The sequence below is a fragment of the Marinobacter fuscus genome (genome assembly GCF_003007675.1).
Taxonomy (GTDB): domain Bacteria; phylum Pseudomonadota; class Gammaproteobacteria; order Pseudomonadales; family Oleiphilaceae; genus Marinobacter; species Marinobacter fuscus.
In genome coordinates, this window is sequence record NZ_PXNP01000083.1 from 23,423 (window position 1) to 35,558 (window position 12,136).

The following is a 12,136-nucleotide window of genomic DNA, read 5'->3' on the forward strand; positions in this document are numbered from 1 at the left end:
CTGATTGAATGAAAACTATCGCTGGCGATCGCTTTTGCTCTGACTGGCCAGTATCTGCTCCGCCCGGGCTCTGTCTTCGGCACTCAAAGCTGGCTCGCCACCTCTGCGCCGCGCCCGCCAGATCACACCCACCACAACCAACAGCCCACCCAGAGTGGCAATGGCTGGAAACGCCCACAGCACAATGGTGCGTTTATCCAGGGGCGGTTTGTACTGCACAAATTCCCCGAACCGGTCTACCAGCGCACCGACAATATCGTCGTTGCTGGCGCCGTCCTGCATCATCCGGTACACCTCGTCCCGCATATCCTTGGAAATGGGCGCATTGGAATCGGCAATATTCTGGTTTTGGCATTTGGGGCAGCGCAATTCCGAAATCAGTTGCTGATAACGCTGCTCTTCGGCCCGGGTAGCAAAGTCATAAACTTCGGCCACGTCGGCGCTCGCCTGGCCCGCGAACGCCAGAACGACAAACAAGGCAGCATAGAAAACCCTCATCAACCATTCCCCCTTGCATCATTCATGGCTGGCAACAACTTTTGCCGCCAAACCTGTTCGTTAACCACGCCAACGTGGCGATAGCGGACAACTCCCTCGGCATCAATAACGAAAGTCTCCGGGGCACCGTATACGCCCAGGTCAAAGCCCAGCGTGCCCTTGGGGTCGAAGATAATGGTGTCGTAGGGGTTGCCAAGGCGGTTCAGGAAACGGAAGGCCGTCTCGCGCTGATCCTTGTAGTTCAGGCCAACGATTCGAACCCCCTGCTCCTTTGCCAGGTAAGAAAGATACTCGTGCTCATCCCAGCAGGAGGGGCACCATTCCGCCCAGACGTTCAGCAGTGATACCTTCCCTTCAAGTACCGATCTATCCAGGGTGACATCCGGGTCGTCCAGTGACTCCAGGCTGAATTCCGGAACAGGCTTACCCACCAGAACCGACTCCAGCGTGGTGGGATCCTTGCCCAGACCGGCAAACAAAAACACACCAACCACCAGGGCTGCCAACAAGGGAACGAACAGAAAGACCCGTTTCATGGCGTGGCCTCCACAGCCTTGCCGCCCGCCGCAGATGCCGGTTTCGCAGATTGCTCATCACGCACCCGGATGCGGTAACGCTTGTCGGCAATCGCCAGGAATCCGCCAATCGCCATAATCAGCGCACCCAGCCACAACCAGCGCACCAGCGGCTTGTATTGAACCCGGATCGCCCAGGCATCGTCGCTGATACGCTCACCGATGGCCACAAACACATCCCGGAACAAACCGGCATCGATATCAGCTTCCGTCATCACACTCATCCCTACCGGATACTGCCGTTTTTCCGGATGCAGGTCGGTGACAAGATTGCCATCGAGATAAACATCAAAGCTGCCGTACTGAGCGGTGAAGTTGGGCCCACGACGCTCACCAATACCAACGAAGACAATCTCATAATCGCCCACGGTAGCCCGGTCACCCGGCTGCATGCGCACGTCCCGCTCAATTCCGTAGTTGGATACCACAGTCGCACCCGCCATCACCATGGCCAGTCCAAGATGGCCCAGTACCATGCCCCAGTAACTGCGGGACTGGCGCTGCAGACCATGCCAGCGGCCATGACGTGAGGCTGATTTATCCCAGAGATCCCAGAACGTCGCGACCGCCACCCAGACCGCAGCAAACACACCCAGGAATGCCCAGACTGCAAAGCCGCCGTAACTGATCATGACCGCTGCGCTTACCAGAATACTGACCGCCAACGGCCAGAGCAGCTTGCGAGCCAGCCAGCCACCATCGGTTTTCTTCCAGCGGGAGAACACACCGGCACCCAGCAGCAGACCGGTGGCTACCGCCAGCGGGCTGAAGGTGGTGTTAAAGAAGGGCTCGCCGATGGACAACTTGCCCAGGTCGAGATAGTCCAGCACCAGTGGATACAGAGTACCAATGGCCACCAGCAAGGTTGCAGACACCAGAAGCACGTTGTTCAGCAGCAGAAAGATTTCCCGGGACAAAGAACTGTAGCGGGCGCGCACGTGAACCACCGGAGCCCGGAACGCATAGAGCGTCAGGCTGGCAAGAATGGTAAGGCCCAACAAAGCCAGCAGGAAGCTGCCACGCTCGGGGTCCGAGGCGAACGCGTGCACAGAGGTAAGCACGCCCGAGCGCACCAGGAAGGTACCCAGCAAGCTCAGGGAGAAGGTGACAATGGCCAGCAATACGGTCCAGCTCTTGAACACGCCCCGTTTTTCCGTCACCGCCAGTGAATGCATCAGCGCGGTACCGGACAACCAGGGCAACAGGGACGCGTTTTCCACCGGATCCCAGAACCACCAGCCGCCCCAGCCCAGCTCGTAATAGGCCCACCAGCTACCCAGAGCGATACCCAGAGTCAGGAAGGACCAGGCCACGGTAGTCCAGGGTCGGGACCAGCGGGCCCAGGCAGCATCCAGCCGACCATTAATCAACGCAGCAATGGCAAAGGCAAAGGCCACAGAAAAGCCCACATAACCCATATAGAGCATCGGAGGGTGCAGAATCAGGCCAATATCCTGCAGCAGAGGATTAAGATCCTGGCCGTCGGCCGGTACGTTCGGCAGCAGACGATCGAACGGATTGGACGTCACAATAATGAACAGCAGAAAACCCACCGACACCATCCCCAGAACAGACAGAACCTGGGAAATCATCACCGACGGCAACTTTCGGCTGAACACCGCCACCGCCAGAGTCCAGCCCACCAGCATCAGGATCCACATGAGCAAAGATCCCTCATGGCCTCCCCATACCGCACTCACTTTGTAATACCAGGGCAGCATGCTGTTGCTGTTATTGGCCACGTAGGCCACGGAAAAGTCGTCGGTTACGAATGCGTGGGTGAGGATGGCGAACGCCAGCGCAATGAACACAAACATCCCTGACGTCAGCGGTCTGGCAAAGGCCTGCAGACTGTCACGCCCGGTCAGGGCACCGGCGAGCGGCACAACCGAAAGGAGCACTGCCAGCAACAGCGAGAGAATCAGTGCGAGCTGTCCGAGTTCCGGATACATCGGGTTTCTCCAACGTCAGCTATGAATTGAGTAAATCAGTAAGTGGCAGATTCGGCGGCTTTCTCCGCATTCACCGCCTTGTGCTGCCCCTTGGAAGAACGCTCCAGCGCCTCAGCCACTTCCGGCGGCATGTAGTTCTCATCGTGCTTGGCCAGAACCTGGTCGGCCACAAACAAGCCCTGCTCGTTCAGGCGCCCCATGGCCACAACTCCCTGCCCTTCGGCAAACAGGTCGGGCAGAATGCCTTCATACTGCACCGGTACCGAAGCGGCAAAGTCAGTTACCCGAAAGTTCACAATCAGACTTTCGGTATCCCGCACTACACTGCCCGCTTCCACCATACCGCCCGCGCGAATACGGGTATCAACCGGCGCATTGCCAGCGGCAATTTCGGTTGGGTCGTAGAACAGGTTAATGTTCTGGCGCAACGCATAGGTTATAAGACCAACTGCAATAGCGATGCCCACCACAAGAAAGAGCACAATGGTCAAACGCTTTTTTCGGATCGGGTGCATGTGTTACCTGCCGTTTATTCCTGGGAAACTTCAACGCGGGTGAAGGTTGCGGCCGTTTTTGTCTGGCCCTTGTTTGCCCGCTGATCCTGCTGCTGATACCGGCGCCGACATTCTGCCAGCACAGACCGGTGGCGTCGCCGCGACCAGATCATCAGGCCGCCCAGCAGAATCGCAAAAACTCCATAACAGGCCCATACGTAAGGGCCGTGGCCTTCCATGGCAAGAAATGCGGAAAACGAATCAAACGCCATGGTTCAGCCTCTCCCCGCCAGCACAAGTTCTTTCACCCAGCGGGTTTTCTGTTCTCTGATCAAAATTTCGGTTTTCATTCTCAAGCAGGCCAGCCAGCCGAAAAGAAGATAAAGCCCCAGCACCGACAACAGCAAAGGCACCCACATTTCGGCAGGCATCGACGGCTTCTCGGTGAGCTTGAACGTGGACGGCTGATGAAGGGTGTTCCACCACTCAACCGAATACTGAATGATGGGAATATTGACAACGCCCACCAACAACAGCACCGCAACCGCCCTGGCCGCCGATTTTTCGTCGGCAATCGCCCGGTCAAGAGCAATGGCACCGCCATACAGGAACAACAGAATAAGCATGGAGGTCAGGCGGGCATCCCAGACCCACCAGGTGCCCCAGGTTGGCTTGCCCCAGACCGCTCCAGTGAACAGAGACAGAAAGGTAAGCACCAGCCCTACCGGCGCAATAGCCTTGACGAAGACATCGGCCAGTTTCATCCGCCAGACCAGTGTCACCACGGCAGCCGATGCCATCATGATGTAGATCGACTGGGCAATAAAGGCCGTGGGCACGTGAATAAAGATGATCCGGTAACTGTTGCCCTGAAGATAGTCCTTGGGCGCAAAGCCCAACCCCCAGACAATACCGGCAGCCAGCAACAGCAGCCCGGCGGCCAGCAGCCAGGGCATAAACCGGGTTGCAATCCCGAAGAACCATTTGGGAGAACCCAGTTTGTGAAAGAATTGCCACATCAGTTGATCACCGCCTTACTATTGTCAATTGATTGGTCGCCATAATGCCTCTCCGTCAGCTGTTTGACAGGCTGATACGCAATGCCGCCGCTGCGGCAAACGGTGCCAGGGTAACGGCCAGCATCAGAAAGGCCCCCATCAACGCAACATACCCTGCCACCGGAGCACCCTCGGCAGCCGCTGCCACGGTACCGGTACCGAAAATCAGCACGGGAATGTACAGCGGAATGATCAGCAGTGACAAGAGCACACCGGCAGAACGCAAGCCAAGCGTCAGTGCTGCCCCGATAGCACCGACCAAACTCAGCACGGGGGTACCAATCAGCAGCGTTAGACAGAGAATGGCGATAGAGTTCCCGTCGAGATGCACCATCACACCCAGCACCGGTGCCAGCAACACCAGCGGTAAGCCGGTAAGCACCCAGTGGGCAGCGGTTTTGGCCAGGATCAGTAGAAACAACGGCTGCGGCTGCAAAATCAGCTGCTCCAACGTGCCGTCATCGAAATCATGCCGGAACAGATGGTCGAGCGACAGCAGAACAGACAACAGCGCCGCAACCCAGAGAATACCGGCACCGGACTGTTTCAGAAAAGCAACTTCCGGGCTGACCCCCAGAGGGAACAGGGTGACAACCATAATAAAGAAGAGCAACGGATTGAGCAGATCCTGGCGCTGCCGGAAGGCCACCCGGACATCCCGGCTGAACACCGCCAGCATGGCCGCCAGGGTTCCGACAGACGCGGTGGCAGGTTTTATCACGGGCCGGACCTCAGCGTTCATGATTCACCTCCCCCCCGAGGGTAATCCGCTTCATACCGGGCAGATCAAGATCGTGGTGGGTCGTCACCAGTACCGCGCCGCCTTCAGCGGCCCGCTGTTGCAACAGGGCTTCAATCGCCTGCACACCGGCTGCGTCAATCGCGGTGAATACCTCATCGAGCAACCACAGGGGTTCGTCGGCGATCAGCAACCGTGCCAGTGCCACGCGCCGCTGCTGGCCCGCTGAAAGGTTGCGACAGGGCACGTGCTCGTAGCCTGCCAGCCCGGTGCCGGCAAGAGCCTGTAACAGCACCTGGTCTGGCACCGGCTGGCGGGGGGCCATCAGCGCCCGCAAATTTTCCAGCGGTGTCAGCAGAGGCTTTATGCCCGGCCGGTGGCCGATATACAGGGTATTGCGTAAAAACGATTCCCGGTTCTGGTGTCTTGCCTGGCCACACCACAGCAGTTCTCCCGACCAGGCATCGTTCAGGCCGGCGAGTATCCGTAGAAGGGTCGTCTTGCCGGTTCCGTTGGGGCCCTCGACACGGGTAACCGTACCGGGCAGTATGGAAAAGGACAGGTTCTGGAACAGCAGGCGCGCATCTCGTTCACATTCGAGATCGACCGCCTGCAGTAACGGCTCGGACATCAGGGCTCCGCTTCAGAGCGTTGGATGCGCTGCGGGCATCGGGGGTGACTGTTATAAAGCACTCGCAGGTGCCAGCACGAATTCAGGGCATTCTCTGCCAACGCCGCGTATTATAACGAAACCGGCACAGGATTACTCTTGCCCGACATCAAATCGACAACAATGAAACTCAACGGCCCACAACCCCCGATCTCCGCAAGCGAAACAGCACGGCCACAGAAAGACACCGGGCTGTCCGCAAACTCAAAACGCCCGGCAGGGGACTCTCTGCAAATGCTCTCTGCCCGACAGCAACTGGCGGAGCTGAAACTGGCCGAACGGGAATCGGTACTGGCTCGTGTGGCCGAGATTCTGCGGCAGAAAGATGGCAGCTATGAACTCTTGCTGGAGTTACGCGGCAGCAATCTCAAAGTCGCCGCCGGGCAGCAGATGCCCGACCTGGCCACCGGCGACCTGCTGAAACTGATTCGGGCCGGAGATTCTCTGCAGCTGGCTGGCAAACTACTCGCCAGCCCGGAAAGCGCCGTAGCCCGAGCTCTGGCTCAACGCCTGCCCTGGCAACAGAACCTGCAGAATGGGCTGGCGCAACTGCTCAATGCGCTGGAGACCGGCCTTAGGCCGCCACCCAGGCCGGGGCAGCTGCCGTCTTCAGTGCTGGCCCTGCCCTTGCCCACTGCAGCCAGAGACGCTCTGCAAAACCTGATTCAACACCTGCCCACGGCTTCGGCTTTAGAGCCCGGCGTGGGAAAATCCGACATCACAGCGGCCCGGGTTCAGCAATGGCTGAGTCACTCCGGTACATTCGCCGAAGCCAGCCTGCTGCAACACAAGCCTGCTGACCTCACCCGTCTGCCCGATTTGAAACACACACTGGCCCGGGTTGTTTCTGCCCTGCTGGCGAGTGAAAACCTTGGCCCGGAGCAATTCAACCGACTGACGCCACTGGCCAGCCCCGATCTGATGCAAGCCCCTTTGCAGTTCCCCCGCCCGGGGACACAGGCAAGCCCTCAGACCGGGAACGAAACAAGCACCGTGGGCCAGACTCTGAGACTGCTCGCCGGGATGCTGAACAGGATCACCGTAAACCAGCTTCACAGCCAGACACTGAACGCCCGCACCGGCGCCGAACCGGGGGCCCCGGTGAACACCCTGCTGGTTGAACTGCCCTGGCTGACGCCACAGAACGAACCCAGGACGGCCCAACTGCGGCTGGAAGAGTACCGGCAGGAACAGGACAAAACCGGCCAGGCCGCCCGGGCCAACGCCAGCGAATGGCGCTTGTCGTTATCGATGGACCTGGACGAAGCCGGGCCGATACATTTTGATGTCACCTTTCGCCACCCCTCCGTTAGCGCCCTGATCTGGGCCGACCACCAGAGCACCCTGCGAAAGGTGAACGAAGAGCTGCCCCTGCTCAGAAAAAGCCTGCAGGATCTGGGGCTGGACATCGGCGAACTGGATTGCCGCCGGGGACTTCCCAGGCAGAGCGAGACACGGCTGGAACACAGACTGGTGGATACCAAGGCATGACAGACACTCCCAAAGACACCATGCCCGCAGCGGTAGCACTCAAATACGATGGCGAACGGGCACCAATCATATCCGCAACCGGCACCTGGGAACTGGCCGAGGAAATCATCCGTATTGCCCGGGACAGCGGTGTGCCGCTGTATGAGAACGCCGAACTGGCAGGCATACTTGCGCGCCTGTCACTGAACGAAGAAATCCCTGAATCCCTGTACCGGGTGATTGCCGAAATACTGGCATTCGCCTTTCATATCCGGGGGCGAACGCCGCAAGATACACGGCCTCAGGAGCCTCCGTCGTCAACGGATCAATGACTTCAGGGCGTAAACCTGCTGCCATTTCGGGCCCTTGCGCTGGGCAACAATCGTCTCGAAATAGTGCTTCAAACGCCGCCGGTCTTCCGGCTGGTCTTTCAGCGCCGAGCCCACCACATGGTGCATCATATGCTCCACGGTCATTTCGCCACCGCCGTAATACCAGGCATTCAGGCTGGCAGCATGGGCAACGGATACCGCCTCGGCGGTTGACAGGGCTGCCCCGGCCAAGCGGTCGGTACTACGGCCATCCATGGTCTGACCATTACGCAGTTCATGGAACAAGGTAACCAGCAACTCAATAACCGACTCATCAAGGGGCACTTCGATACCCGCCAGCCGGTTGGTTCGTGTGACTTCCCGAAGCACCACCTGAATTTCATCAGCAAGGTGTTGTATCGGCCGTATTTCCTCAAACACCATTCGACGCTTCAGGGCCGCGCTCATACGGTGTACGCCTTCATCGACGCTGTTGGAAGTTGCCACCAGGTTGAAGCCCTGCCGGGCCAAAATCACACCCTCTTCTCCGGGCAGCTCAGGGATCACCACAACCCGGTCTGACAACACTGACAGCAAAGCATCCTGCAAGGCCTGGGGGCAACGGGCAATTTCTTCAAACCGAACCAACCTCCCGTCCATCATGCCCCGTAGAAGCGGAGTGGGCACCAGAGCCCTGCGGGTTGGCCCTTCGGAGTGCAACAAGGCTTCGTTCCAGCTATACAGCAGCTGGCTAACCTGATTGATCGCGCCGCCCTGAAGCGTCAGGGTAGAGTCACCGGAAATCGCCGCAGCCAGGAGCTCCGACAGCCAGGATTTGGCCGTACCCGGCTCGCCCACCAACAAACACCCACGGGATGTGCACAGAGAAATAATGATGCGCACGACCATAGCCCGATCCGCGACAAATTTGCGCTCTATGCCCAGATGCTCGTCACCCAGCAGAAACTTTTCCACACTGCCGGGAGACATCAGCCAGCCGGGTGGAACCGGGCCGGAATCGGTCGACACCAGCTTGTCGAGTTCCCGCCGATAGACAACCTCGGCAGGTTCGCGCTGAGCTGGCTTTGCGGTTAGTGGTTGGCTTTTCATCCGTTACTCCTGCGGCCACCGCGCAACTCCGGCGCCATTCGTTCCCTGGGCAGAATGCGGGGCAGCTCGGACAGCGGAATCACACCTTCAATCACATGATCCAGCGCACTGTCCCGCATGGTAATCAGGCCCGCATCCAATGCCCGCCAGCGCAACTCACCAATCGGGGGCTGGCTGGAAATGGCGTTGCGGACATCTGCGTCCACCTCCATGTATTCCACAATAGCAACCCTGCCCTGAGTGCCCCGGCCACCGCACTTGCTGCAGCCTTTGCCTTCAAAGCAGCGGAAATCCGCTGGCACGCCGTCCGGGAATACCTCGGCAAGAATGTCTGGCGAGGCCGTGGCAGGCTCCCGGCAGTGGTGACAAATCCGCTTTGCCAGGCGCTGGGCAATCACTGCCAGCAACTCACCGGCAATGGAATTAGGATGGATGCCTAAATCGTAAAGACGCTGGAGCGAGTCCACGGCGTCGTTGCAATGCAGCGTAGACAGCACAACGTGGCCGGTCTGAGAAGCTCTGATCGCTTCCAGCGCCGTCTCCTGATCACGGATTTCGCCTACCAGAATCACATCCGGGTCTTCACGAACGAAGGCCCGCATGGCATCGGCGAAACTGAACCCGATATCGGCCCTCACCCGGGTCTGCTGGATGTTGTCGATGGAATATTCAATCGGGTCTTCAACGGTAATGACTTTGCGCCTGCCATCATCCGCGAGAGTCTGTAGCCCCGCATACAGCGTCGTCGATTTGCCAGACCCGGTTGGCCCAACCACAAGCACCAGACCCGCCGGGTTATCCAGCAGGCGCTGGTAGTGGGCACCAATGGCAGGCGACATCCCCAGCTCTTCAATGGTCATGGCGCGGCCGGTTTGCGGCAACAGCCGGATAATCACGTTCTCACCGTGCAGGGAAGGCTGGGTCTGGATGCGCAGATCGTAGGACGTACCGCTCAACTGCAATCGGGAGCGACCACCCTGGGGCAGCCGATGCTCGGCAATATTCAGCTCGGCACGCAATTTGATCACGTTGATTACGCCCCGGATCTCCCGGGGAGACAACTGGTACTGGGGCAGATCCTGCAGATCGCCATCCACCCGCAAGCGCACCCTTACCCGGTCTTCATACTGTTCGATGTGAATATCACTGGCGCGCTCGCTCACCGCATCAAGAAGAATGGCCTCGTAAACCGACACCAGATACGGGCTGACATGTTTATCGTTTTCCTGACCCAGCAAATCCCGCGAGGCTTTATCACCTCTGATCTGCCCGGACGCCTCCCCACCCTGCTCCTCGGCAAAGCGGCTACCTTTGGCGGTCAGATCCAGCGCAGACCAGACCCGGCGAAAATCAGTCGGTGTCACCAACTTGCAGACAATTCCGTAATCCTGGGTCAAGCGTTCCAGCTGATCTGTCCTGGCATCCGGGTCGTCGGTAATCACCGTCAGCATACTGTCCTCCCGGGCCACCGGGATCATACGGGACAAATCCAGAAAGGTTCTGGAAAAATGGCGGAACAGCCCGGTATTCAACTGCGCGAGCACGTCATCACCGACGACAAATTCCATCCCCCGTTGCCGGGCCAGTGAGCGGTAAAGTTCCGTTTCTTCCAGGTTCAGCTTACGCCGCAGAATATCGAGCACCCGTTCATTTCCGGATGAAGCCTCATGGCGGGCCTGCGCCAGGGTGGACTCGTCCACCATCCCCAAATCAATGAGTATCTGTTCGGAATTGCGATTGAAGTCAATCCAGCCCAGAGTTCGAATGCGTTCCAGTCCGTCGTTTTTTCGCTGGAACATGGCCAGGCTGGGCACCGGGCCAGCACGTCCTTCAAGGCAAACCAGCGTGCCACCCGGCCGAAGGTTGTCCAGCAGGCAGGCCGGTGTGTCGATGAACGTTGTACAAATAATCAGATCACAGGGCGTATCGGCCTTAAGGCGCGAATCTGCCACCGCTTCCACAACGTCGATATTATGCAGCCCCTGGCCGGTAAAGCGCTCGCTGGCTTTCCGGGCCAACGCCGGGTTGCGATCCACATAAATGACCCGATGGGCCAGTTGTGCCAGAACCGCCGACAGATAACCTGAACCGCCGCCCACATGCATTACAGTCTGATCCTGTTCTATCTCCGGCATCAACCCGAGCAGGTGGCGAACGGTTTCTTCTCTGGGGATGGAGTGCCCGGTAATGGACGGTGCAAGATCAGCGCTGGTAACAAAATTATGACGAGAAATCACCGATAGGGCTGCAACAGCCCTCGAATACAGTTTTTTCATTCAGCCGCTTCCATAGCAATACGGGCTCAGGCTGCGCGCCGCTTCTTCAGTGCCGACACCAGCTCGGCCTCCGGACGGGAAATTCCACAGGTATTCATAAGATCGTCGATATCGGCGCCAAGATCAACCAGGCGGGCCGCTTCATCGTAGGAGATTCGCAGGGGGTCGTTCTGGCGCATTTCTTCCAGTGTGTGCCGGAGTTCATGCAGCTGCCGTTCGCAATTGACCAGCCGCTGGCCCACGCCAAGACTGCCGCTGGTTGTCGCGTGCAGTTCACGGCCTAGGGTATCGCAACGTTGTTTCAAGGAGGTCTGCAGGGCCCGGATCCGGCGCCCGTGCAATAGCCCCTGTACCAGAACCAGAGCAATCGCACCTGCAGTCAAGGCCCAGGGAAACCAGGAAGGGATAGCAAAGTTCATAGCGGACGTCTCCGTTGTTGGTGCCACGGCAGACGTCCGTCACTGCGCTGGTATACGGCTTACAGCGCTGCGATTTCAGCCCACTCGTGGTCTGACAGCATTTTGTCGAATTCGACGAGAATGATCAGCTCGCCATTTTTGTTGCACACACCCTGGATAAACTTGGCACTTTCCTCGTTCCCCACGTTTGGTGCGGTTTCAATCTCACTGGACTTCAGGTAAACCACCTCGGCCACGGAATCCACCAGAATGCCCATTACCTGGCTTGAAGATTCCATCACCACAATCCGAGTGGCATCGGTCACTTCCGCATCCGCCAGGCCAAAACGCCGACGGGTATCGATGACCGTAACCACGTTGCCCCGCAGGTTGATGATACCCAGAACATAGTCCGGAGCCCCGGGAACCGGCGCTATCTCCGTGTACCGGAGCACCTCCTGGATTTGCATGACATTAATGCCATAGGTTTCATCATCCAGACGGAATGTCACGTACTGCAATACCTGATCATCCTGGGCCTGATTTTGCTGTCCGCTCGGGGATGCCATAGCGCTCTCTCCTTCT

The 12,136-nt window shown here is 58.5% G+C and carries 14 protein-coding genes; 2 read left to right on the forward strand and 12 right to left on the reverse strand.

From position 1 onward, the window contains the following. Positions 1–15: 15 nt before the first annotated feature. From C7H09_RS10960 to ccmA, 8 genes are read right to left on the reverse strand one after another with little or no spacing between them, the layout of a single operon-like run. Entirely contained in the window at positions 16–498 is a 483-nt protein-coding gene (locus tag C7H09_RS10960; RefSeq protein ID WP_106762547.1) for a cytochrome c-type biogenesis protein, read from the reverse strand. Beyond that, the gene (locus tag C7H09_RS10965) at positions 498–1,034 is read right to left on the reverse strand and encodes a DsbE family thiol:disulfide interchange protein (protein ID WP_106762548.1); all 537 of its coding nucleotides are present in this window, start codon (positions 1,032–1,034) and stop codon (positions 498–500) included. The genes C7H09_RS10960 and C7H09_RS10965 overlap by 1 nt, the downstream gene beginning before the upstream one ends. Next, on the reverse strand, positions 1,031–3,025 hold the full coding sequence (locus C7H09_RS10970; RefSeq protein WP_106762549.1) for a heme lyase CcmF/NrfE family subunit: 1,995 nt from the start codon (positions 3,023–3,025) through the stop codon (positions 1,031–1,033). The genes C7H09_RS10965 and C7H09_RS10970 overlap by 4 nt, the downstream gene beginning before the upstream one ends. Before the next feature lie 35 nt (positions 3,026–3,060). Beyond that, the gene (gene ccmE, locus C7H09_RS10975; protein ID WP_106762550.1) at positions 3,061–3,540 is read right to left on the reverse strand and encodes a cytochrome c maturation protein CcmE; all 480 of its coding nucleotides are present in this window, start codon (positions 3,538–3,540) and stop codon (positions 3,061–3,063) included. Positions 3,541–3,554: 14 nt separating this feature from the next. Next, a complete protein-coding gene (gene ccmD, locus C7H09_RS10980; RefSeq protein ID WP_106762551.1) occupies positions 3,555–3,791 on the reverse strand; it encodes a heme exporter protein CcmD in 237 nt (78 codons plus the stop codon). A 3-nt stretch (positions 3,792–3,794) separates the two neighbouring features. Then, positions 3,795–4,538, reverse strand: a complete 744-nt coding sequence (gene ccmC, locus C7H09_RS10985) for a heme ABC transporter permease CcmC (RefSeq protein ID WP_106762552.1) — start codon at positions 4,536–4,538, stop codon at positions 3,795–3,797. Positions 4,539–4,593: 55 nt separating this feature from the next. Next, positions 4,594–5,319: a heme exporter protein CcmB gene (gene ccmB, locus C7H09_RS10990; RefSeq protein ID WP_106762553.1), complete on the reverse strand. Its 726-nt coding sequence runs from the start codon at positions 5,317–5,319 to the stop codon at positions 4,594–4,596. Then, a complete protein-coding gene (ccmA, locus tag C7H09_RS10995) occupies positions 5,309–5,947 on the reverse strand; it encodes a cytochrome c biogenesis heme-transporting ATPase CcmA (protein ID WP_106762554.1) in 639 nt (212 codons plus the stop codon). Before ccmA ends, ccmB begins: the two co-directional genes overlap by 11 nt. A gap of 273 nt (positions 5,948–6,220) precedes the next feature. Here ccmA and fliK point away from each other — a divergent pair, with 273 nt between their 5' ends. Then, a complete protein-coding gene (fliK, locus tag C7H09_RS11000) occupies positions 6,221–7,477 on the forward strand; it encodes a flagellar hook-length control protein FliK (protein WP_240616566.1) in 1,257 nt (418 codons plus the stop codon). Further along, positions 7,474–7,788 (forward strand): EscU/YscU/HrcU family type III secretion system export apparatus switch protein, encoded by a 315-nt coding sequence (locus C7H09_RS11005; protein ID WP_106762556.1) that lies wholly within the window; start codon positions 7,474–7,476, stop codon positions 7,786–7,788. Before fliK ends, C7H09_RS11005 begins: the two co-directional genes overlap by 4 nt. Here the strand turns inward: C7H09_RS11005 and C7H09_RS11010 are convergent. From C7H09_RS11010 to C7H09_RS11025, 4 genes are read right to left on the reverse strand one after another with little or no spacing between them, the layout of a single operon-like run. Beyond that, positions 7,774–8,877, reverse strand: a complete 1,104-nt coding sequence (locus tag C7H09_RS11010; protein ID WP_106762557.1) for an ATP-binding protein — start codon at positions 8,875–8,877, stop codon at positions 7,774–7,776. The two genes, C7H09_RS11005 and C7H09_RS11010, sit on opposite strands and share 15 nt — an antisense overlap. Continuing rightward, complete coding sequence (locus tag C7H09_RS11015) at positions 8,874–11,153, reverse strand: ATPase, T2SS/T4P/T4SS family (RefSeq protein WP_106762558.1); 2,280 nt, start codon at positions 11,151–11,153, stop codon at positions 8,874–8,876. Before C7H09_RS11015 ends, C7H09_RS11010 begins: the two co-directional genes overlap by 4 nt. 26 nt (positions 11,154–11,179) lie before the next feature. Continuing rightward, the gene (locus C7H09_RS11020) at positions 11,180–11,572 is read right to left on the reverse strand and encodes a DUF2802 domain-containing protein (protein WP_106762559.1); all 393 of its coding nucleotides are present in this window, start codon (positions 11,570–11,572) and stop codon (positions 11,180–11,182) included. A 59-nt stretch (positions 11,573–11,631) separates the two neighbouring features. Continuing rightward, positions 11,632–12,120 (reverse strand): chemotaxis protein CheW, encoded by a 489-nt coding sequence (locus C7H09_RS11025; RefSeq protein WP_106762560.1) that lies wholly within the window; start codon positions 12,118–12,120, stop codon positions 11,632–11,634. Positions 12,121–12,136: the final 16 nt, after the last annotated feature.